The sequence below is a fragment of the Shinella sp. GW835-FHT14H05 genome (genome assembly GCF_058793575.1).
The window spans coordinates 1-22187 of sequence record NZ_JBXAFY010000005.1; the positions used below are offsets into that span (position 1 = coordinate 1).

The 22187-nt window shown below is 64.9% G+C and carries 22 protein-coding genes; 13 read left to right on the forward strand and 9 right to left on the reverse strand.

The genetic code is table 11. The features are described 5' to 3' along the window. Positions 1-384 precede the first annotated feature (384 nt). The 3 genes from hrpB to AC1Q6Z_RS16790 all read left to right on the forward strand — a co-directional run bounded on the left by hrpB (position 385) and on the right by AC1Q6Z_RS16790 (position 4891). Positions 385-2853 (forward strand): ATP-dependent helicase HrpB, encoded by a 2469-nt coding sequence (hrpB, locus tag AC1Q6Z_RS16780; protein ID WP_492648628.1) that lies wholly within the window; start codon positions 385-387, stop codon positions 2851-2853. 86 nt (positions 2854-2939) lie between these two features. Further along, entirely contained in the window at positions 2940-4241 is a 1302-nt protein-coding gene (locus AC1Q6Z_RS16785) for an ActS/PrrB/RegB family redox-sensitive histidine kinase (protein WP_492648629.1), read from the forward strand. Positions 4242-4318: 77 nt separating this feature from the next. Further along, a complete protein-coding gene (locus AC1Q6Z_RS16790; RefSeq protein ID WP_256120397.1) occupies positions 4319-4891 on the forward strand; it encodes an ActR/PrrA/RegA family redox response regulator transcription factor in 573 nt (190 codons plus the stop codon). Between the two features lie 3 nt (positions 4892-4894). On the opposite strand, the gene AC1Q6Z_RS16795 is transcribed toward AC1Q6Z_RS16790, so the two are convergent. Continuing rightward, complete coding sequence (locus AC1Q6Z_RS16795) at positions 4895-5425, reverse strand: MmcB family DNA repair protein (RefSeq protein WP_327505924.1); 531 nt, start codon at positions 5423-5425, stop codon at positions 4895-4897. A 386-nt stretch (positions 5426-5811) separates the two neighbouring features. On the opposite strand from AC1Q6Z_RS16795, the gene AC1Q6Z_RS16800 reads away from it, so the two are divergent. Continuing rightward, positions 5812-6471, forward strand: a complete 660-nt coding sequence (locus AC1Q6Z_RS16800) for a L,D-transpeptidase (protein ID WP_256120399.1) — start codon at positions 5812-5814, stop codon at positions 6469-6471. A 76-nt stretch (positions 6472-6547) separates the two neighbouring features. Here AC1Q6Z_RS16800 and AC1Q6Z_RS16805 read toward each other — a convergent pair whose 3' ends face one another. After that, positions 6548-8707, reverse strand: a complete 2160-nt coding sequence (locus AC1Q6Z_RS16805) for a malate synthase G (RefSeq protein WP_492648630.1) — start codon at positions 8705-8707, stop codon at positions 6548-6550. A 138-nt stretch (positions 8708-8845) separates the two neighbouring features. After that, positions 8846-10849 (reverse strand): hydantoinase/oxoprolinase N-terminal domain-containing protein, encoded by a 2004-nt coding sequence (locus AC1Q6Z_RS16810; RefSeq protein WP_492648631.1) that lies wholly within the window; start codon positions 10847-10849, stop codon positions 8846-8848. Between the two features lie 123 nt (positions 10850-10972). Here AC1Q6Z_RS16810 and AC1Q6Z_RS16815 point away from each other — a divergent pair, with 123 nt between their 5' ends. Then, entirely contained in the window at positions 10973-11524 is a 552-nt protein-coding gene (locus tag AC1Q6Z_RS16815; protein ID WP_492648632.1) for a hypothetical protein, read from the forward strand. Here AC1Q6Z_RS16815 and AC1Q6Z_RS16820 read toward each other — a convergent pair. From AC1Q6Z_RS16820 to hslV, 5 genes are all read right to left on the reverse strand, one after another. Continuing rightward, a complete protein-coding gene (locus tag AC1Q6Z_RS16820) occupies positions 11469-12878 on the reverse strand; it encodes a cytochrome P450 (protein ID WP_492648633.1) in 1410 nt (469 codons plus the stop codon). The genes AC1Q6Z_RS16815 and AC1Q6Z_RS16820 overlap by 56 nt on opposite strands. Before the next feature lie 56 nt (positions 12879-12934). After that, positions 12935-13870, reverse strand: coding sequence for a DUF1402 family protein (locus AC1Q6Z_RS16825; RefSeq protein WP_492648816.1), 936 nt, complete (start codon positions 13868-13870; stop codon positions 12935-12937). A gap of 193 nt (positions 13871-14063) precedes the next feature. Continuing rightward, entirely contained in the window at positions 14064-15374 is a 1311-nt protein-coding gene (gene hslU, locus AC1Q6Z_RS16830) for an ATP-dependent protease ATPase subunit HslU (protein WP_256120404.1), read from the reverse strand. Then, positions 15371-15913 carry a GNAT family N-acetyltransferase gene (locus AC1Q6Z_RS16835; protein WP_492648634.1) on the reverse strand — a complete coding sequence of 181 codons (543 nt, stop codon included), beginning with the start codon at positions 15911-15913 and terminating at the stop codon, positions 15371-15373. The genes hslU and AC1Q6Z_RS16835 overlap by 4 nt, the downstream gene beginning before the upstream one ends. Further along, a complete protein-coding gene (gene hslV, locus AC1Q6Z_RS16840) occupies positions 15903-16460 on the reverse strand; it encodes an ATP-dependent protease subunit HslV (RefSeq protein WP_256120406.1) in 558 nt (185 codons plus the stop codon). Before hslV ends, AC1Q6Z_RS16835 begins: the two co-directional genes overlap by 11 nt. A gap of 227 nt (positions 16461-16687) precedes the next feature. Between hslV and AC1Q6Z_RS16845 the strand changes: the two genes are divergently transcribed. The 8 genes from AC1Q6Z_RS16845 (at position 16688) to coaA (ending at position 21541) form a co-directional block, all read left to right on the forward strand. Beyond that, the gene (locus tag AC1Q6Z_RS16845; protein WP_256120407.1) at positions 16688-16816 is read left to right on the forward strand and encodes a hypothetical protein; all 129 of its coding nucleotides are present in this window, start codon (positions 16688-16690) and stop codon (positions 16814-16816) included. A gap of 157 nt (positions 16817-16973) precedes the next feature. Next, positions 16974-17567: an imidazoleglycerol-phosphate dehydratase HisB gene (gene hisB / locus AC1Q6Z_RS16850; RefSeq protein ID WP_256120408.1), complete on the forward strand. Its 594-nt coding sequence runs from the start codon at positions 16974-16976 to the stop codon at positions 17565-17567. A 25-nt stretch (positions 17568-17592) separates the two neighbouring features. After that, the gene (locus AC1Q6Z_RS16855; RefSeq protein ID WP_435268928.1) at positions 17593-18063 is read left to right on the forward strand and encodes a DUF2628 domain-containing protein; all 471 of its coding nucleotides are present in this window, start codon (positions 17593-17595) and stop codon (positions 18061-18063) included. 1 nt (position 18064) lies between these two features. Further along, on the forward strand, positions 18065-18706 hold the full coding sequence (gene hisH / locus AC1Q6Z_RS16860; protein WP_256120410.1) for an imidazole glycerol phosphate synthase subunit HisH: 642 nt from the start codon (positions 18065-18067) through the stop codon (positions 18704-18706). Between the two features lies 1 nt (position 18707). Then, the gene (gene hisA, locus AC1Q6Z_RS16865) at positions 18708-19442 is read left to right on the forward strand and encodes a 1-(5-phosphoribosyl)-5-[(5-phosphoribosylamino)methylideneamino]imidazole-4-carboxamide isomerase (protein ID WP_439618639.1); all 735 of its coding nucleotides are present in this window, start codon (positions 18708-18710) and stop codon (positions 19440-19442) included. Beyond that, on the forward strand, positions 19439-20215 hold the full coding sequence (hisF, locus tag AC1Q6Z_RS16870) for an imidazole glycerol phosphate synthase subunit HisF (RefSeq protein WP_319323646.1): 777 nt from the start codon (positions 19439-19441) through the stop codon (positions 20213-20215). The genes hisA and hisF overlap by 4 nt, the downstream gene beginning before the upstream one ends. Before the next feature lie 10 nt (positions 20216-20225). Further along, the gene (locus tag AC1Q6Z_RS16875) at positions 20226-20546 is read left to right on the forward strand and encodes a phosphoribosyl-ATP diphosphatase (protein WP_492648635.1); all 321 of its coding nucleotides are present in this window, start codon (positions 20226-20228) and stop codon (positions 20544-20546) included. After that, positions 20546-21541, forward strand: coding sequence for a type I pantothenate kinase (gene coaA, locus AC1Q6Z_RS16880; protein WP_256120414.1), 996 nt, complete (start codon positions 20546-20548; stop codon positions 21539-21541). Before AC1Q6Z_RS16875 ends, coaA begins: the two co-directional genes overlap by 1 nt. An 18-nt stretch (positions 21542-21559) precedes the next feature. On the opposite strand, the gene AC1Q6Z_RS16885 is transcribed toward coaA, so the two are convergent. Further along, positions 21560-22177 (reverse strand): alpha-ketoglutarate-dependent dioxygenase AlkB family protein, encoded by a 618-nt coding sequence (locus tag AC1Q6Z_RS16885; RefSeq protein WP_492648636.1) that lies wholly within the window; start codon positions 22175-22177, stop codon positions 21560-21562. Positions 22178-22187: the final 10 nt, after the last annotated feature.

The window sequence follows — 22187 nt, forward strand, 5'->3', positions numbered from 1 at the left end:
CAGGAAACCTTGGAGCGAGTTCGTCGGCCGCCAGAAGCGCCGCCGCTCTCGTTCGATGAGCGGGTTATAAGCCCACCCACATGAGATCGTCAACAGCTCAAAACAAGAAAAATCAAAAAAGTGACAACGTGTTGAAAAGATAGAGGTTTCTCGTTTGGTTAACGTCTCGATGGTCTTGGCGGCACCGAAACACCGGCAAAAATCTTGTCCAAACGGTAAAACCGCATGACAAAACCATGACGGACGTTCCGGCTCCCCGCGCGGCCTTTATGTGCCTCTTCTCTCGGCACCGCCGGCGGGCTATTCAGGCAGGGAAACGAGACCGGAGAGACGCATGTCCGCCCTCTATATAGGCGCCACTTTCACCGACGGGTTTCTCTAGGAATGGCGTCGGTCATCGATACGCTACCGCGCCTGCCCGTCACCGAGGCGCTGCCTGCGCTCGGCGCAGCGCTTGCCGCGGGGACGCGCGCGGTGCTCTCCGCGCCGCCCGGCGCCGGCAAGACGACGCTGGTGCCGCTCTTCCTTCTTGGCGAGGCCTGGCGGAATGACGGGCGGATCATCCTGCTCGAACCGCGTCGGCTGGCGGCGCGCGCGGCGGCAGGCCGCATGGCCGCGCTTCTCGGCGAGCGAGTCGGCGACACGGTCGGCTACCGCATGCGGCTCGACAACCGCATTTCCGCCAAGACGCGTATAGAGGTGGTGACCGAAGGCGTTTTCGCCCGCATGATCCTCGACGATCCGGAATTGCCGGGTATCGCCGCCGTGCTTTTCGACGAATTCCATGAGCGCTCGCTCGATGCGGATTTCGGCCTGGCGCTGGCGCTCGACGTGCAGGCGGCGCTGCGCGAGGACCTGCGCATCCTCGTCATGTCGGCGACGCTGGATGTGGAGCGGGTGTCGGCGCTGCTCGACCATCCACCCGCGATCGTCAGCGAGGGGCGCGCCTTTCCCGTGGACGTCCGCTATCAGGACCGGCCGGCCGGCGAGCGCATAGAGGATAGTATGGCGCGCGCCATTATAGAGGCGCATCGCCAGGAGAGCGGCTCGATCCTCGCCTTCCTCCCGGGGCAGGCAGAAATCACCCGCACGGCGGAACGGCTCGACGGCCGGTTCGGGGCGGAGACGACGGTGGTGCCGCTCTTCGGCAACCTGAGCCAGAAGGAACAGGACGCCGCGATCCAGCCCACCTCTGCCGGCATGCGAAAGATCGTGCTGGCGACGTCGATTGCCGAAACCTCGATCACCATCGACGGCGTGCGCATCGTCATCGACAGCGGCCTCCAGCGCCTGCCGGTCTTCGAGGCGGCGACCGGCATCACGCGGCTGGAGACGGTGCGCGTGTCGCGCGCTTCCACCGACCAGCGCGCCGGGCGCGCCGGGCGAACGGAACCGGGCATCGCGATCCGGCTGTGGCATGCCGGGCAGACGGCGGCGCTGCCGGCCTTTACGCCGCCGCAGATCCTTTCGAGCGACCTTTCCGGCTTCATGCTCGACCTCGCCCATTGGGGGGTGAGCGATCCCGCCGCGCTTCGCCTTGTCGACCAGCCGCCCGCAGCGGCGGTGGAGGAGGCGCGCAACCTGCTGCGCCTGCTCGGCGCGCTCGACGACACCGGCGCGCTGACGCCGGCCGGCAAGCGCATCCGTGAGTTGGCGCTGCCGCCGCGGCTGGCTGCGATGATCCTGCATGCGGCGCAGGATGGCGAACAGGTGCCGGCGGCGCGGCTTGCCGTGCTGCTCACCGAACAGGGGCTCGGCGGCCCTGCCATCGACATCGAGGAGCGCTTGCGGCGCTTTTCCAACGAGCGGGGCGAACGGGCGGAGGCCGCGCGGCGGCTGGCGCAGCGCATGGCGGACGGTTTCGGCAAGGCCACGAGGAGTGCGGCGAGCATGCCGGGCGCGCTGCTGCTGCATGCTTTTCCGGACCGGGTCGCCCTGCAACGGGGCGGCCGGGGGCGGTTCGTCATGGCCAATGGACGCGGCGCCGAGCTGCCGGAGACCGAGCGGCTTGCCGGCGCGGAGATGATCGTGGTGGCCGACCTGACCGGGCAGGCCGGGCGCCAGCGCATTCTCGCCGCGGCCGAAATCGACCGCGCCGAGGTGGAAGCCGGGCTCGCGGAAAAGATCGTGCGCGAGGACCAGTGCGTCTTCGACCGCCCCAGCCGGCAGGTGCGGGCGCGAAAAGTGGTTCGGCTCGGCGCGATGATCCTTGAGGAGACGCCCCTTCCCCGGCCGAGCGGGCCGAAGGCGGCGCTGGCGCTTGCCGACGGTGTTCGCCAGCTCGGCCTCCAGGTCCTGCCGTTTTCCCGCGAGGCGGCGCAATTGCGCGATCGAATCGGCTTCCTGCATCGCTCGATCGGCGAACCCTGGCCTAATACAAGCGACGACGCGCTGCTCGCCGCGCTCGAAACCTGGTTCGTGCCGTTCCAGGAAACGGCGCGCGGCATCGACGAAATTTCCTCCGCACGGCTTCAGGACGGGCTGATGGCGCTGGTGCCCTATGAGGTGCAACGCGATCTCGCGCGGCTGGCGCCCACCCATTTCGAGGCGCCGACCGGCCAGCGCCACCCGATCCGCTACGATGGCGACGAGCCTGTCCTGGCGATCCGCGTGCAGGAACTGTTCGGGCTGAAGCAGCATCCTTCCGTCGCGGGCGGGCGGCTGCCGCTGCTTCTCGAATTGCAATCGCCGGCGCACCGGCTGATCCAGACGACGCGCGACCTTCCCGGCTTCTGGGCGGGCTCCTGGCGGGACGTGCGCGCGGACATGCGCGGGCGCTATCCCAGGCATCCCTGGCCGGAGGACCCCGCCGAGGCCATGCCGACGACGCGCGTCAAGCCGCGCGGCACGTGATAGAGCATTTCCAGCCGAAGCGGCATCGCTTCGGCGTCGGATAATGCGGCAAAAACAAAAACCTAAAGCATGGAAAGGACGGCGGGATGGCATTCTATCAGGATATCGACTTCGAGGGCTCCGGCCGGCGCCTGCGCCTCGAGACGATCATCCGGCTGCGCTGGCTGGCGGTGGCCGGGCAGTCGATCACCGTCATCGTCGTCGGGCTGTGGCTCGAATTTCCGCTGCCGCTGCTGCCGGCCTCCGTGCTGATCGCGCTCCTGGCGGCGGTGAACTTTTTCCTGGCGGTGCGCTTTCCGCCGGCGCACCGGCTGACGCCGGCATCGGCCTTCCTGCTGCTCGCCTTCGATCTCTGCCAGCTGACCGCGCTGCTTTTCATCACCGGCGGGCTTGCCAATCCCTTTGCGCCGCTCGTCTGCGTGCCCGTCATCATCTCGTCCTCGCTGCAGCCGATCCGCTTCAGCCTGCCGCTCGGGCTGCTCTCGGTGTTCGGCATCACGGCGATGGCCTTCACGCCGTTTCCGCTGCCGTGGTTTCCCGGCACCGTGCTCATCGTTCCGCCGATCCTGACGGCCGGCCTGTGGTTCGCCATTGTCTCGACCACGGCCTTTGCCGCCTTCTATTCCTATCGCGTCTCACGCGAAGCGGCCGAGCTTTCGGATGCGCTGGCGGCGACCGAGCTCATCCTCCAGCGCGAAAAGCACCTGTCGCAGCTTGATGGCCTCGCAGCAGCAGCGGCGCATGAACTGGGCACGCCGCTCGCCACGATCAGCGTCGTGGCGCGCGAGATGGAGCGCGAGCTCGGCACGGACGACCGGTTTCGCGAGGATGTGCAGCTGTTGCGCAGCCAGAGCGAGCGCTGCCGCGACATTCTCCGCCGGCTCACCACGCTTTCGGCCGAGGACGAGGCGCATATGCGGGTGCTGCCGCTGTCCTCGCTTCTGGAAGAGGTGCTGGCGCCGCATCGCGAATTCGGCATCCGGCTCAACCTGGTGGAAAACGGCGAGCGGGCGAGCGAGCCGGTCGGCAACCGCAACCCCGGCATCCTCTATGGCCTCGGCAATCTTCTGGAAAACGCCGTCGACCATGCACGCGAGGAGGTGACAATCACCGTCAGCCATACGGCGGAGCGGGTGACGATCGTCATTGAGGACGACGGCGACGGTTATGCGGCGGATATTCTCCAGCGCATCGGCGATCCCTATGTCACCAAGCGCCAGCGCGACGAGCGGGCCGGCGGGCTGGGCCTCGGCCTGTTCATCGCCAAGACGCTGCTCGAACGCTCGGGCGCCAAATTGACCTTCGGCAACCGCACCGGCGACCGGCCGGGCGCGCGCGTGTCGGTCGATTGGCCGCGGGCGCGCATGGAGGCAAAGGGTGCAAAATGACTTTACCCGCCTCATCTTACGGGTGATAAGCTGATCCTGATCAAGAATGGACGAAAATCGGCCCTGGAAGACGAAAAATGGCAGAAAACAGCGATACACCCATCACGGCGACCGACGATATCGGGCCGGACCCTTCGCTTCTCGTCGTCGATGACGACGGCCCGTTCCTGCGCCGCCTCGCGCGCGCCATGGAGACGCGCGGCTTTACCGTGGACACCGCCGAATCGGTGGCGGAGGGCATCGCCAAGGCCAAGACCAACCCGCCGAAATATGCGGTGGTCGATCTGAGGCTCGGCGACGGTAGCGGCCTCGACGTGATCGCCGCCATCCGCCAGCGCCGCGACGACACGCGCATCATCATGCTGACCGGCTACGGCAATATCGCCACCGCCGTGAACGCGGTGAAGCTCGGCGCGGTCGACTATCTCGCCAAGCCTGCGGACGCCGACGACATCTTCGCCGCGCTGACGCAGCGGCCGGGCGAGCGGGTGGAACTGCCGGAAAACCCGATGTCGGCGGATCGCGTGCGCTGGGAACATATCCAGCGCGTCTATGAAATGTGCGACCGCAACGTTTCGGAGACGGCGCGCCGCCTCAACATGCACCGCCGCACGCTCCAGCGTATCCTGGCGAAGCGCGCGCCGAAGTAACCCTCAAGCGGGCTCGTCGCGCCGTCCCGAGACGATCGCGGACATGTCCGGCCCGTCGCGCCGGGCATCCATGGAAAACTCCGCCAGCAGCAGGCGGCCGGCGGCGACGCGGGCGAAGGCGAAGGTCACGGACTTTCGCGTCGGCGGCGGCAGGCGGTGTTCCGGCGCCTCGCGCAGCATATGCGCGCCGTAACCGTCCGACAGGATCAGGCCGCAATCCTCAGGGAAGATGTCGAGCGGCACCTCCTTGTGGGTGGCGAAGAACAGCCGGTCGCAATGGCGGCGGTAATCCGGCCATTTGCGGTCGACCTTGAAATCCTCGATCGACGTCTTGATCTCGACGATCCAGATCTCGCCCTTGTCGGACAGGCTGATCAGATCGGCGCGGCGGCCGCTGGCAAGCGTCAGCTCGGGCAGCACCGCATGGCGCATCTCCGTCAGCATGCGCTGCACGCCGCGGCGCACCATCATGGCGCGGTCCGACTGGCGGCCGTCGAGCAGCGGATTGTCGTTGTGAATGGAGACGATCGTCATGGGGTCCAACCTCGGCGAATCGCATTTTATCGCGAAATCGGGCCGACGGGTTCTGCGGCGGGAGAAAAAGTTAAGGCGGCCTCCTGATTCGCAGCTCCGGGAAGACTCCGTTAACTGCGCCCGGTGGTTCCTGTGCGGCTTCGGGCCAGCGGACGAGAAGACCATTGAACGGGCCGCGCAGGCGTGCTTGGCATGGCACGGATGCGGCGAAAGCGGCGGGTAGACGGGCACTATTGTTGCAAAAAAACAATCACCCGTCTTTTTGCTTTGCCTGGAGCCCGCACTGGAGCGTGCAGACTTGCATTGACAGGTTTAATCGAAAATAAACCATAGTCGATAAAAGTTCCGCGTCTCGGAACTTCTTAATCCCTATTTAAGAGAATCACATGCGCTTCCGCAATGCCCTCCTTCTGTGCGGCCTCGCAGCAGCCGTCACGCTCGCCGGATGCTCCTCCTCCACGTCCCTTCCGGGCGAAAAGGTGGCAACCAATGCTATCTTTACCGCGGATTATGGCCCTGTTGAGGACAACGGCTATGCTCTGCCGGCGATCCCGATCGCTCGCGTGAACACCAAGTTCCACCGGCAGATCGTCGATTACGCGACGAAGGAAAAGCCCGGCACGATCATCGTCAATACGCCGAACCGCTTCCTCTATTACGTGCTGCCCGGCGGCAAGGCCGTGCGCTACGGCATCGGCGTCGGCAAGTCGGGCTTTGCCTGGAAGGGCGAGGCCTACATTGCCTGGAAACAGGAATGGCCGACCTGGCATCCGCCGCAGGAAATGGCCGACCGCAAGCCCGACGTCGCGCGCTACGTCAAGGACGGCATGGGACCGGGCCTCAAGAACCCGCTCGGCGCGCGCGCGCTCTATCTCTTCAACGAGAAGGGCCAGGACACGCTGTTCCGCCTGCACGGCACGCCGGAATGGGCCTCCATCGGCACGGCCGCATCGTCCGGCTGCATTCGCCTGATGAACCAGGACATCATCGACCTCTACAAGCGCGTGCGTCCCGGCCAGGGTGCCCGCGTCGTCGTCCAGCAGTAAGCGGAAAAAATCCGCTTAAGGAAGAAGCCGCCGGAGCGATCCGGCGGCTTCTTTTTATTTTACCAGGCCCATTTTATCAGGCGTTTGCGGCCTTCAGTTCGAGACGGCGGCGGTGCAGGACCGGCTCGGTATAGCCGTTCGGCTGCTCGCGGCCCTTGAGCACGAGTTCCAGTGCCGCCTGGAAGGCGATCGAGCCGTCGAAATTGCCGGCCATCGGCTGGTAGAGCGGGTCGCCTTCATTCTGCCCGTCGACAACCGCGGCCATGCGCTGCATCGTCTCGACGATCTGCGCCTCCGTCACCACGCCGTGGTGCAGCCAGTTCGCCATGTGCTGGGCGGAGATGCGCAGCGTGGCGCGGTCTTCCATCAGGCCGACATTGTTGATGTCCGGCACCTTGGAGCAGCCGACACCCTGGTCGACCCAGCGCACGACGTAACCGAGGATGCCCTGCGCATTGTTGTCGAGCTCGCGCTGGATCTCCTCCGGCGTCCAGTTCGGCCGCACGGCGACCGGCACCGAGAGGATATCCGAGAGTTTTGCCCGCGGGCGTGACCGGAGCGCCGCCTGCACCTCGGCGACATTGACCTTGTGATAGTGCGTGGCATGCAGCGTCGCCGCCGTCGGCGACGGCACCCAAGCGGTGTTGGCGCCGGCCTTCGGGTGGGCGATCTTCTGCTCCAGCATGGCGGCCATCAGGTCCGGCATGGCCCACATGCCCTTGCCGATCTGCGCATGGCCGGACAGGCCGCATTCCAGGCCGATATCGACGTTCCAGTTCTCGTAGGCACCGATCCAGGCGGCCTGCTTCATGTCACCCTTGCGGATCATCGGGCCTGCTTCCATCGAGGTGTGGATCTCGTCGCCGGTGCGGTCGAGGAAGCCGGTATTGATGAAGACGACGCGCTCCTTGGCGGCGCGGATCGCTTCCTTGAGGTTGATCGTCGTGCGACGCTCCTCGTCCATGATGCCCATCTTCATGGTGTTCGGCGCCATGCCGACGGCGGCCTCGACGCGGCCGAACAGCTTCGACGCGAAGGCGACCTCTTCCGGCCCGTGCATCTTCGGCTTGACGACATACATCGAACCTTCGCGCGAATTCTTGCGGCGGCCGTTCGGGCCGATGTCGTGCAGCGCGATCAGCGCCGTCACCATCGCGTCCATGATGCCTTCCGGCACCTCATTGCCATCGCGGTCGCGGATCGCCGGATTGGTCATCAGGTGGCCGACATTGCGCACCAGCATTAGCGAGCGGCATTTTACTTCGAAGGGTGCGCCATCCGGCGCCGTATAGGTGAAATCGCTGTAGAGCTTGCGCTCGATCGTCTCGCCGCCCTTCCGGACGTTTTCCTTCAGGTCGCCCTTCATCAGGCCGAGCCAGTTGCGATAGACGAGGACCTTGTCCTCGGCATCGACGGCGGCGACCGAATCCTCGCAATCCATGATCGTCGTCAGCGCGGCTTCGATGTTGACGCCGGCAATGCCGGCCGGATCGGTCTTGCCGATCTCCCAGTCGCGGTTGACGAGGATCTCGATGCCGAGACCGTTGTTCTTGAGAAGCACGTGGCGCCAGTCCTCGTGCTCCGCATGGCCGGCATATTGCTCCGGGCGCTTCAGCGAGACGGCACGGTCACCTGCCTTGAGATGCAGTTCCGCGCCGGCTTCGATGCCGGTGATATCGGCCCAGCGGGCGTCGGCGAGCGGTGCGGCTTCGTCGAGGAACGCCTTGGCCCAGGCGATGACTTTTTCGCCGCGTTTCGGATTGTAGCCCTTGCCCTTTTCCGCGCCGTCCGTTTCCGGGATGACATCCGTGCCGTAGAGCGCGTCATAGAGCGAGCCCCAGCGCGCATTGGCGGCGTTCAGCGCGTAGCGCGCATTCATGACGGGCACGACGAGCTGCGGGCCGGCGAGGCTGGCGATTTCCGGATCGACGTTTTCCGTCGTCACCTGGAATTCGCCGCCCTCCGGCAGCAGGTAACCGATCTCGCGCAGGAAGGCTTCATAGACCGCCATGTCCGACGGCGCACCGTTTTCGCGATACCAGGCGTCGATCTTCTCCTGAAGCGCATCGCGTTTTGCCAGCAGCGCGCGGTTTTCCGGCGCGAGGTCATGCACGATGGCGGAGAAATCGGCAAAGAAGCGTTCTGCGTCCACGCCCGTGCCGGGAAGGGCCTCCGTGACGATGAAGTCGTGAAGGGCGCTGTCGATCGAAAGACCGGCTTTGTCGGTATAAGTCATCTGAAAAGGCTCCGAATGACGGGACGATGGGGGAGTATCCCGAATGCTGTCACTTTCCGGAGCTTTCATTCATAGTCAATTCGGCAATGACATAAAGAATTTATTCCCGATCGGATAAAATCATACCTTTGGGCCGTTTCACGCCTCTTCCGCGATGCGCGGCCGGCCGCTTGCCGTGGCGGTAAAACGCGCCTCGACGAGCTTGCGGTTGCCCTCCACCTCGGGCGCGTCGATCTCCTCGCCGAGCGTCACCACCGGCTCGTCCGCGCCATTGGCCCGGGCGGCATGCAGCGCCGCCGTCATCGCCCGTTCCTTGGCAAGCGAGAAGGCGGCAGCCTCGTCGATGAGGCGCACGCTTTCGCCCGCACCATTGACGATGAAGATGCCCTCGTCCGGCATGGTGACGAAGACCGTCACGACCGTGCGCACCTGGCCGACGACCGCACCGACGGCATTCGCCACGCCGGCATCGGCCGGAATGGAGGACTGCGCGCCGAGCATCTCGGCGATATCCGGATAATAGACCGGCGCAGACGCCCCGAGGCCGACGAGCGGCCGGTCGAGCGCGATGCGGAATTTCACGATGCCGGGGGCGCGATGCAGCGCGCGGTCGATGGAGATGGAATTGGCCGGATCGATCGCCGCCCCGTCATCGGCAAGGCAGGCGGAGAGAATGACATCCGCCGACTGGCGGGTGAGCCGATCGACCAGCAGGCGTGCCAGAACCTCCGGGCTTTCGGCGATCGGCCGGCCGGTGCCGTCCTTGGTGCGCGCGGCAAGCTCCAGGCCGAGGCGGGCGGCGGCGGCGTCCCACTGGCCCTGGCCGCCGAGCACATGCATGGCATCCGACGGCGTGATGCCGCAGAGATGCACGAGGCCGCGGGCGACCAGCCGGTCGAGCGTCGCCTTTTGCAGCGTGGTGACGAGCAGCCCGTCGAGCGGCAGCGGCACCGCGCCGATCTTTTCGTAAAGCGCCTGTTCCTGCGGCTGGAGGCCACTCGCCAGCCGCTCCGGCACGCCGGTGCGCACGGCAAAACGCCCGTCGTGGCGGCCCATATGCGGCGTCCGCAGCTGGCGCTCCAGCACGGGGATGATCGCGTCGGGATGCAACGCAGAAGCGAGGCTCAAGGGCAGGAAGCGGCGCGGGCCGAGATCGATCTTCGCCTTCAGCCCTCGATCGTTGATGCGCACCTCCGAATCGCCGCCGAGCCCGAAGGTCCGCATGGCGACCGCCTCGACCATGGTGCGGTAGCCGCCGACGACGGCGCCCTCCGCGTCGAGCTTCGGCCGGCCCTTGTCGAGCACCGCGACATCCGTCGTCGTACCGCCGATATCGGAGACGACGGCGTCGTCAAGGCCCGTCAGGTGCCGCGCGCCGACGAGGCTTGCGGCCGGGCCGGAGAGGATCGTCTCGATCGGGCGGAGCCGCGCTTCGGCCGCCGAGATCAGCGCGCCGTCGCCGCGCACCACCATCATCGGCACATGGATGCCGCGGCGTTCCAGATAATCCTCGCAGGCACCGATCAGCCGGTCGATCATCGAGACGAGGCGGGCATTGAGCAGGGTCGTCAGCGCGCGGCGCGGGCCGCCGAGCTTGGAGGAGAGTTCGTGGCTGCAGGTGACGGGCAGGTGCGACACGGCGCGGATGCGGTCGCGTACCCGCACTTCATGCGCCGGGTTGCGCACGGCGAAATAACCGGCGACGGCGAAGGAGGAGACATTCTGCGAGAGGGTCGGCAGGGCTTCGTCCAACGCCGTCATGTCGAGCGGCGTCTCGTTGCCGTGCACATTGTGGCCGCCGGGCAAGAACAGCACCGGATCGTTGCCGAGCGCATCGGCAAGCCCGTCGCGTTTCAGGTCCTCCGGGCCGAAGCCGATCATCACCAGGCCGGCGCGACCGCCCTGGCCTTCGACCAGCGCATTGGTGGCGAGCGTCGTCGACAGCGACACGAGGCCGATGGCGGAAACCGGGGCCTTCGCCTCGGCCAGCACCGCTTCCACCGCGCCGGAAATGCCGACCGAAAGGTCGTGGCGCGTGGTCAGCGCCTTGGCGCGGGCGATGACGCCCCTTGTTTCACTGTAGAGCACGGCATCGGTATAGGTGCCGCCGGTATCGATGCCGAGTAACAACTGGTCTGCCACGAGAATTCTTCCGGACTTCCTGCCAGGCCTTTTCAAAGCGGCCTAGAATGGTGTTATTGCATGTCCGAACCAATTGCCACCATTCCACCGGCGACATGCGGTGAAAGAACGGGGAGCTTGCAAGTGATCGATTTCTCCAGCCGAAAGCCGCTTGCCGCGGCGCTTCTTCTCGGTGCGGCCCTTCTTGCCGGCAGCCTGCCGGCGCTCGCCCAGGAAGAGGACGAAGAGCAGTACGAGGCGCAGATTCCGGCCGTTTCGATCTACAAGGCGATGCTGGATGCCAACAAGCAGACGGGCTGGGTGCAGTTCCGCAACTTCGCCGACCAGCAGCTCATTTATTTCACGGCGTTGCAGACCATGCATTGCCGGCTCTCGGAAATCCGCTATTCGATCAATTCCGAAACGCTCGACCAGCGTTTTCCGCTCGCCAAATGCGATCCGGAACTGCCCTTCAACCTGCCGTCGGACGATAGCCAGAACTGGCTCTATCTCGGCCTGAAGCCCGGCGAGGCGCAGACGATCGCCGTGCAGGCCGTCTGGGACGACGGCAGCGGCAGCGAGATCGTCGTCTACCAGCCCTGCAAGAACCCGGACGCGACCTGCGCCTCGATCAAGACGATCAAGAAGGGCAAGAAGCGGGCCGACGAGCCGTCACCCGCAACGCCAGTCCGTTAGACGGCTGCGTCGTCAGGCGCTGCACCGGCCAGGGCTTCGTATCCTCCGTCATGTCGAAGCGGAAGCGGTGCATCAGCACGCCGAGCGCGATGATCGCCTCCTGCATGGCGAAAGTCGCGCCGATGCAGATGCGCGGGCCGGCACCGAAGGGCAGGTACTGGAAACGGTGGATGCTGTCGCGGTTCTCCGGCAGGAAGCGTTCCGGCATGAAGGCCCTCGGCTTCTGCCAGAGCAGCGAATGGCGGTGCAACGTCCAGGGCATGACGAGGATCGTGACATCCTTGGGGATCTCGACCCGCTCGCCCTTCGGGCTCGTCCAGACGTCGTCGGAAATCGCCTCGCGGTTGATCGAGGGGGCCGGCGGATAGAGCCGCATCGCCTCTTCGAAGGCGGCGCGCGTCCAGGGCATCAGCTCCAGCCATTCCACCGGATCAGCACCCGTCGCCAGCACCTGGTCGATCTCCGCTTCCATGGCGTCGCGCACATGCGGACTGTTGGAAACGCAATAGAGCGTCCAGGCGAGCGCGCGGGCGGTCGTCTCATGGCCGGCGCCGATGAAAGTGAGGATATTGTCCTCGATTTCCTCCAGGCTGAGCCCATCCGGCCCGGCCGCGCGTAAGAGCAGCGTGAGAAAATCGTTCGGCGCACTATCGGCACCGCTCTCCATGCGCTTCTGCCGCATCTCCATCGTATCGCGCACGATGCGGCGGAATTTTCCGAGCACTTTTGCGCCGCCGATCCGCGTGATGCGCGGCACCCAGGCGGGGGCGCGCAAGAGGTCCATCGGATCGACGCGGCCCATGGAGTGCAGCAGATCGTCCACGTCGTCGGCGAAATTATTGGACGATGTGACGATCTCGCCGGAAAACAGCGTTTCGGAGAGGATGGCGAAGGCAAGCTCCGTCATGTCGTTGCCGATGTCGAAGACCATGCCGTCGGCGCCCTCGTATTTCTCGACATATTTCTCAGACTGCGCCAGCATCTGGCTGGCAAAACCCTTGGCATGGCGCGGCGTGAAGATCGGCGCGACCGCCTTGCGCGACCGCCGCCACACGGCGCCCTCGGCCGTCAGCAGGCCGTCGCGCAGGATCGGGCGCAGCACGAGCTGGCGCACCACGGCCATCTTGTAGTTCTGGGCATTGTCGACGAGCAGGTATTTGATGAGGCCGGGATCGTTGACGATCAGCGTCTTCTCGCCGAAGAAACTCGTCATGATCCAGGGCAGCGTATAGGAGGGCTCGCCCCACAGTTCCAGCGGATTGCGGAACACGGTGCGGATGATCTCGAGCTTCGACGGCGGCACCGTGCGCGGAATAGGCGCCGGCGGTTCGAACGGCTCGGGACGCATGTCCATGATCTGCCTCCTTGGGCTCGGCTCGTGCACAGACTGGGCCGACAGGTAGGCGAAAGTTAGAGCAGCGAGCGCAGCTCCTCCAGCTTGTCGTTGATCAGCCAGCCGTAATAGTTCTCTTCCGGCCAGGTCGCCTCGCCCGAAGCGCGGCGGGCGGCGAAGGTGGCGGCGCGGGCATCCGGGTTGCCGATATTGTAGAGCGTCGCCGTCAGGCCCGGGTTCTTCGAAATGTCGACGCCGGCAATCTTCCTGTAGGCGTCGATCGAGCGGCGGATCGAGGCGGCCATATAGGCGAGCGAGATATCCGGATCCATGATGGCCTTGTAGACGCCGGCCGCATCGGCTTCGTCGAGGCGCTCGTAGCCGGAAATGCGCGCCACGTCGTCGGTCAGGGTCAGCGCCGTCAGCGGGTTGATCTGGCCGAGGCCAAAGGTCTGGCCGGCATAGAAGGGCTGGAAGAACACTGCGCTGAAGCGGTTGTTCGGGAAGGACGTTCCGCCGACCGTGCGACCCTTGAAGCTCCGGTTCCACACCGTTTCACGGCAGGTCCAGAGCGAATAGGAGCCCTTCTTGTCGGCGCATTTCGAGAATTCGGGGCGATCGACAAAGTCCGCGACGGATTCGCCGTCATAGGCGAAGCGGAAAGAGCCGGTATAGGACGCCGCCTTCACATAATAGCTCTGCAGCCGGTCATAGGCGTCGACATTGTAGGTGTGCTCGCCGACGATGGCGCCGACCATGTGGATGGGGTCGATACCATATTTGCCGGCCACCGACTTGATCTTGCCGGTCAGCTCGCCGTCATTGGCAAGAAGATCGCGCACCTTCTCGTATTTCGCATCGAAGGAGGTCTTTCCCGCCTTGGTGCGGCGCACCGAGGCGCCCGGAATGTTCGGCTGCTCGGCATTGCGGTTGCCGGACGGCACCACGTCGATTGCCAGCGCCACGGTCTGGCTCTGGACAAAAAGGGTGGCTGCAAGGGCAAGCACAGGGATGAGCTGTCGCACGGTTCCGGTTCCCGTCTGATCACAATATCGGCGAATGGCGCGAGACCGATGCAACGCAATGATGTCGGAATGATGCCAAGGCGTGGCAATGACCTAGGCCGCGACACCGTTGCTGTCGAGGCCCCTTCCCGTCAAAAATCCGGCACCGGCGGCGGCATCTGCCGCCACCGGTGCCGAAACGTCACAGAATGTAGCGCGAGAGGTCGGTATTGGCCGCCAGCGCGCCGACATGCTTGCGCACATATTCCGCGTCGATGACGAGGTTGTTGCCCGGCTTGTCCGGCGCCTCGAAGGAGATCTCGTCGAGCACCCGCTCCATCACCGTCTGGAGACGGCGCGCGCCGATATTCTCGACGCTGGAATTGAGCTGCACGGCGACGTCGGCGAGCGCATCGAGCGCGTCCTCGGTGAAATCCAGCGTGACGCCTTCCGTCTCCATCAGCGCCTTGTACTGGCGGATGAGGCTTGCCTCCGTCTCCGTCAGGATGCGGCGGAAGTCCTCCTTGGTCAGCGCCTTGAGCTCGACGCGGATCGGCAGGCGGCCCTGGAGTTCCGGCAGCAGGTCCGAGGGCTTCGAGACATGGAAGGCGCCCGACGCGATGAAGAGGATGTGGTCCGTCTTCACCGGCCCGTACTTGGTGGCGACCGTCGTGCCTTCGACCAGCGGCAGCAGGTCGCGCTGCACGCCTTCGCGGGAGACGCCGGCGCCCATGCCGCCGTCACGCGCGGCGATCTTGTCGATCTCGTCGATGAAGACGATGCCGTCGTTTTCCGCCGAGCGGATCGCCTCGCGCTGGATCTGCTCGTTGTCGAGCAGCTTGTCGGATTCGTCATCGACCAGGATCTTGTAGCTATCCTTGACCGTGGTCTTCACCTTCTTGGTGCGGCCGCCCATCGCCTTGCCGAACATTTCGGAGAGGTTCAGCACGCCGATATTGGCGCCCGGCATGCCGGGGATCTCGAAACCGCCGGGCATGCCGCCCGTGCTATCTGCGACGTCGACCTCGATTTCCTTGTCGTCCAGCTCGTTGTTGCGAAGCTTCTTGCGGAAGCTATCGCGCGTTGCCGGCGAGGCGGTGGCGCCGACGAGGGCATCGAGCACCCGTTCCTCGGCATTCATATGGGCTTTGGCGGTCACCTCGGCGCGCTTCTTCTCGCGCACCAGGCCGATGCCGACCTCGACGAGGTCGCGCACGATCTGCTCGACATCGCGGCCGACATAGCCGACCTCGGTGAACTTGGTCGCCTCGACCTTGACGAAGGGCGCGCCGGCAAGCTTCGCCAGGCGCCTCGAAATCTCGGTCTTGCCGACGCCGGTCGGGCCGATCATCAGGATGTTCTTCGGCATCACCTCGTCGCGCAGGTCCGGCTCCAGCTGGTGGCGGCGCCAGCGGTTGCGGAGCGCAATGGCGACGGCGCGCTTGGCGTCATGCTGGCCGATGATGTAGCGGTCGAGTTCGGAGACGATCTCGCGGGGGGAAAAGTTGGTCATGGTGTCTCGTTCGCTTTCGGGTCGAATTGCATGATCAGCGCCTCGGCGCCGGTGCGGCCTTCCAGTTGCGGAACCGGCCGGAAGCCGGCCTTGGCATAGGCACGAACCGCGCGCGTATTGGCGGGATCGGGGTCGATGATGATGGTCTCGTGGCCGAGCCCACGCAGATAGGCAACGAAGGCGGTGAGCGCCGCGGAGCCGATGCCCTGCGAAAGTTTGTCCGCGTGGCCGATCGACAGATCGACGCCGACGGCCTCCTGCGGTAGCTCTAGGAGCCAGGGATTGTCCTTCGTCCATTCCTCGTTCTGGTGGTGGCCGAGAAACCAGACTTGAATATAGCCGACCGGCTCCCCGTCGAGCGTGATGACGAAGGGACGCGTCGTGTCCCTGCCCTCCACCATGTCGCGGATGAAGCCGATTTCCTCGTCGGGATCGCCCCACCATTCCCGCACATGCGGCTCGTTCAGCCACGCGAGAAGCAGCGGGTAATGCTTCTCCCCCACGGGAGAAAAGCCGATCCGGGCGGGATCAAGCGGCATCCAGCGTCTCCACCACGACATTGTGGTTGGTATAGACGCAGATGTCGCCGGCAATCTGCATGGCGCGGCGCGCAATGTCTTCGGCCGACCTGTCCGTGTCCATCAGCGCGCGGGCGGCGGCATAGGCATAGTTGCCGCCGGAGCCGATCGCCATGGTGCCGTGTTCGGGCTCCAGCACGTCGCCGTTGCCGGTGAGCGCCAGCGTGACGGACTTGTCGGCAACCAGCATCATGGCCTCCAGGCGGCGCAGGTAGCGGTCGGTCCGCCAGTCCTTGGCAAGCTCGACGGCGGCGCGCATCAGCTGGTCGGGGTACTGTTCGAGCTTGGCCTCAAGCCGCTCGAGCAGCGTGAAGGCGTCGGCGGTGGCGCCGGCAAATCCGGCGATCACGTCGCCCTTGGCAAGACGGCGCACCTTGCGCGCATTGCCCTTCATCACCGTCTGGCCAAGGCTCACCTGGCCATCGCCCGCCATGACCACCTTGCCGTCCTTGCGGACGGTGATGATCGTCGTGGCGTGCATGGAAGCGTAAGGATTGTGTTCACTCATCGATAGACCTTTGGATAGACCTGCAAAGGCCCGGCATCCCGGGCGTGTCGCCGCCAGCGAGGCGGCCTCGTTGTCCTCTATGTAAGCGGCGTTTGCGCAATTGCAAACGTGGCGCCGCGTCGGTTTGCGCAGCGCCGTCGATCAGGGATTGTACGGCTCAAAAAAGGCCTTGATTTCTCTCCACGATGCGTGGGTTATGGTCTCCCATCAACTGGAGGAAAACGGCAATGGCCAAAGGTCAGGTCCGCAGCAACAAGGAAACCCGAAAACCCAAGAAGGACAAGGCCGTCGAAAAGGCCGCGCCGACGCTGGGTTCGCAGGTCAAGAACAGCGAAAGCTCGACAAAAAAGAAGTGAATGGTGCCGGCGAAAGCCGGCTTCGTTCTTTCAGGGCCTATACCGCCTGCCGGGCAACCGGCAGAGCGCTTTTGGCCTGCCTCCCGAAAGCCTCAGCAGACTGGCGTTTTATGAAGAGCCCTGTTAAGGAGCGGCGGTAAAATTACCGGAGACTGCAATGAGCCGCACCGCCAGCGTTTCGCGCAAGACGAACGAGACCTCCGTATCGGTCGCCGTCAACATCGACGGCACCGGCGCATCGACCATTTCGACGGGCGTCGGCTTCTTCGATCATATGCTGGACCAGCTGTCGCGCCATTCGCTGATCGACATGGAGATCAAGACCGAGGGCGACCTGCATGTCGACGATCACCACACCGTGGAAGACACCGGCATCGCCATCGGCCAGGCCATCGCCAAGGCACTCGGCGACCGTCGTGGCATCACGCGCTACGCCTCGCTGGATCTCGCCATGGACGAGACGATGACGCGCGCCGCGGTGGATGTTTCCGGCCGCCCCTTCCTCGTCTGGAACGTCGCTTTCTCCGCGCCGAAGATTGGCACCTTCGACACCGAGCTGGTGCGCGAATTCTTCAACGCGCTCGCCCAGCATGCCGGCATCACGCTGCATATCCAGAACATCTACGGCGCCAACAACCATCATATCTCGGAGACGTGCTTCAAAGCCGTCGCGCGTGTGCTGCGCACCGCGACCGAGATCGATCCCCGCCAGGCAGGCCGCGTTCCCTCGACGAAGGGTTCGCTGGCCTAACCACGGCTTATCTGGAGGCCTGTCGATGGCCACGTTCCTCTTTCTGATACCGCCGGGTGCGAAATCCCAGGACGAAAACGCCCGGATCATCCGTGATCATTTTTCGTGGATCGCGTTCTTTTTACCGTACATCTGGCTGCTGTGGCATCGTGCTTGGCTGGCCGCAGCCCTTGTCTTCGCCATACAGTCGCTGGGTTCAGTCCTCTCTGAGCATGCCGTCTTCGGCTTTGCCGGCGTCGGGATTTGCCTTGCGACCAGTCTTCTCGTGGCGCTTGAAGGCCCCACGATGATCGTCGCCGGTCTCAGGCGGGCGGGCTGGACGGTCGATGCCGTCATATCGGCCGACGACCGTGCAACGGCGGAAGAGATCTACTACATGGACATCAAGGCAGGCGAACCGGAGACACGTCACACCGTTTCCCTGCCGGCATCGGAAACCTCCACGCGCCGGCACGCTCCTATGCTTGGCCTGGTCGGTTTCGGGGAAGGACGCTGACATGCGCGTTGCAATCATCGACTACGGCTCGGGCAACCTGCGCTCGGCCACCAAGGCCTTCGAACGCGCCGCCCGCGAGGCCGGCATCGACGCCGAGATCGACCTGACCGACAAAGCGGAGCGCGTCGCCAGCGCCGACCGCATCGTGCTGCCCGGCGTCGGCGCCTATGCCGATTGCCGCCGCGGCCTCGATGCCGTGCCCGGCATGGTGGAGGCTTTGCGCGAGACGGTCGAGGCGAAGGCGCGTCCGTTCCTCGGCGTGTGCGTCGGCATGCAGCTCATGTCCTCGCGCGGCCTGGAAAAGACGACGACCGAGGGCTTGGGCTGGATCAAGGGCGACGTCGTGCTGATGACGCCGGACGATGCGAGCCTGAAGATCCCGCAGATCGGCTGGAACACACTCGACCGCAAGCGTGCGCACCCGCTGTTCGACGGCATACCGGAGAAACTGCACGCCTATTTCGTGCACTCCTACCATCTCGCCGCGGAAAACCCGGACGACGTGGTCGCGACCGTCGACTACGGCGGCCCGATGACCGCCTTCGTCGCCAACGGCAACAAGGCCGGTGCGCAGTTCCATCCGGAAAAGAGCCAGACGCTCGGCCTCGCCCTCATCACCAATTTCCTGCGCTGGAAGCCGTAACATGATCCTCTTTCCCGCCATCGACCTGAAAGACGGCCAGTGCGTGCGCCTCAAGCTCGGCGACATGGACCAGGCCACCGTCTACAATCCCGACCCGGCCGCCCAGGCGAAAGCCTTCGAGGACCAGGGTTTTGAATGGCTGCACGTCGTCGATCTCAACGGCGCCTTCGCCGGGGAAAGCGTCAACGGTTCGGCCGTCGACGCGATCCTCAAGGCAACGAAGAACCCGGTGCAGCTCGGCGGCGGCATCCGCACGCTCGATCATATCGAGAGCTGGCTGTCGCGCGGTCTTTCCCGCGTCATCCTCGGCACCGTCGCGGTGCGCGATCCGGCGCTTGTGATCGAGGCCTGCAAGCAGTTTCCCGGCAAGGTCGCCGTCGGCATCGATGCCAAGGGCGGCAAGGTCGCCGTCGAGGGCTGGGCGGAAGCCTCCGAACTCGGCGTGATCGAACTCGCGAAGAAATTCGAGGGCGCCGGCGTCGCCGCGATCATCTACACGGACATCGACCGCGACGGCATTCTCGCCGGCATCAACTGGGCCTCGACGCTGGAACTCGCCGATGCCGTCTCCATTCCCGTCATCGCCTCCGGCGGCCTTGCCTCGATGGACGACATCCGCCGCCTCGTCGCGCCGGATGCCCGCAAGCTGGAAGGCGCGATCTCCGGTCGTGCGCTCTATGACGGCCGGATCGACCCGGCCGAAGCGCTCGCCGTGATCCGGGGAGGTGCCGCATGACCCTCAAAGCCCGCGTCATCCCCTGCCTCGACGTCAAGGACGGCCGTGTCGTCAAGGGCGTCAGCTTCGTCAACCTGGTCGATGCCGGCGATCCGGTCGAATCGGCCAAGGCCTATGATGCGGCCGGTGCCGACGAACTCTGCTTCCTCGACATCACCGCGTCGGCCGACAACCGCGACACGATCTTCGACGTCGTGGCGCGCACGGCGGAACACTGCTTCATGCCGCTCACCGTCGGTGGCGGCGTGCGCGCGGTCGCCGATATCCGCAAGCTGCTGCTCGCGGGTGCCGACAAGGTCTCGATCAATTCGGCTGCCGTCGCCAATCCGGATTTCGTCGCCGAAGCCGCCGACAAGTTCGGCAACCAGTGCATCGTCGTGTCGATCGATTCGAAGAAGGTGTCGGCCGAGGGCGAAGAGGACCGCTGGGAAATCTTCACCCATGGCGGCCGCAAGCCGACCGGCATCGATGCCGTCGCCTTTGCCGAAAAGATGGTGGAGCGCGGCGCCGGCGAATTGCTGCTGACCTCGATGGACCGCGACGGCCAGAAGGGCGGATATGACATCGCGCTGACCCGCACCATTGCCGACCGGGTTTCGGTGCCGGTCATCGCGTCGGGCGGCGTCGGCAATCTCGACCACCTTGTCGAAGGCGTGCGCGACGGCCATGCGACGGCGGTGCTCGCCGCCTCCATCTTCCACTTCGGCACCTATACCGTCGGCGAAGCCAAGCGCTACATGGCGGAGCATGGCATTGCCATGCGGCTCGACTGAGGAGAGAGCGATGACCGATTTTTCCCTTGCCGATCTGGAGCGCATCGTGGATGCCCGCTCGCAGGCCGATCCGAGCGTATCCTGGACGGCAAAGCTCGTTGCGGCCGGGCAGGCAAAAGCGGCAAAAAAGCTCGGTGAAGAGGCCGTCGAGACCGTCATCGCCGCAATCGAGGGCGAAAAGGCCGCCTTGACGAGCGAAACGGCCGATTTGCTCTATCATCTGATGGTCGTATTGAAAATCGGTGGCGTGGCGCTACAAGATGTCATGGGGGAGCTGGAACGGCGTACAAGCCAGTCCGGCCTAGTGGAGAAGGCCAGCCGGAAAAGTTGATGATCCAGGCAGCGCGCGACAAGGACCAGGCGGATATTCCGGACGATTTCGGCAACCGCGACTATTCTCCCTACCGCTTCTTCTCGGCAGACGAATGGGCGCATTTCCGGGCCGACACGCCTTTGACGCTGACGGGCGACGAGGTGCAGCGGCTGCGCTCGCTGAACGACCCGATCGACCTCGACGAGGTGCGGCGCATCTATCTTTCGCTGTCGCGCCTGCTCTCGGCCCATGTCGAATCCTCGCAGATGCTGTTCGAGCAGCGCAAGCGTTTCCTCAGCCTCTCCGACGAGGCGAAGACGCCTTACGTCATCGGCATTGCGGGCTCGGTCGCGGTCGGAAAGTCGACCACGGCGCGTATCCTGATGGAACTGCTCGCCCGCTGGCCGTCGAGCCCGAAGGTCGACCTCGTGACGACCGACGGTTTCCTCTATCCGAACGCCGTGCTCCAGCGCGAAGACATGATGGACCGCAAGGGCTTTCCGGAGAGCTACGACATCGGCGCGCTTCTGCGCTTCCTCTCGGCGATCAAGGCCGGCAAGCCGAACGTCAAGGCGCCGACCTATTCGCACCTGACCTATGACGTGCTGCCGAACGCCTTCCGCACCATCGACCGGCCGGATATCCTGATCTTCGAGGGCATCAACGTCCTCCAGTCGCGCAACCTGCCGGCCGACGGCAAGATCGTGCCGATGGTCTCCGACTTCTTCGATTTCTCGATCTATATCGACGCGGAAGAGAGCCTGATCCACACCTGGTACGTGGACCGTTTCATGCGGCTGCGCGACACCGCCTTCAAGAATCCGGATTCCTACTTCCACCGCTACGCGACGATCAGCGAGACGGCTGCGCTGGCGATCGCGGAAGGCCTCTGGCACAATATCAACCTGAAGAACCTGCACCAGAACATCCTGCCGACGCGCCCGCGCGCCGACCTGATCCTGCAGAAGGGCGAGAACCACCTCATCGAAACGGTGGCGTTGCGCAAATTGTGAGCCGGCTTACGGCCAAGGTTACGGATTGACGCGGCGAAGCGTCAGGTTGATGCGCCCGTCCTTCTTCAACAGCGTCGACGTGCCGGGATAGATGCGGTCGACGCCATGAAAGATCAGCCGGCTCTCGCCGCCGAAGACGAAGACGTCGCCACTCGACAGCCGGAAGGACCGCGTCGGATCGCTGCGTGAAACGCCGCCGACGCGAAACAGGCACTGATCCCCCAGCGATACGGACACAACGGGCGCGCCGAATTCGCTTTCGTCGCGGTCTTGGTGCAGCCCCATCTTGGCATCGGGATCGTAGAAGTTGACGAGGCAGGCTTCCGGCGGCTTTTCAAAGCCGGAAACCACCTCCCACAAGGCGAGAAGCGCATCGGGAATGGCGGGCCAGGGGCGGCCGGTCTCGGGATGGGTCGGCTGGTAGCGGTAGCCGTTGTCCTTGTCGGTCACCCAGCCGAGCGGGCCGCAATTGGTCATGCGCACCGACATCGGCTTGCCGGTTTTCGGCATGCGCGGCACGAAGAGCGGCGCCTCCGCCACGACCTCTCTTATGGCCGCGACAAGCGCCTCCTGCGCCGGGCGATCGAAATGGTCGGGGAAATAGCGTAGCCCCGGGGCGAGGCCACGCTCAGCCATGGCGAATCTC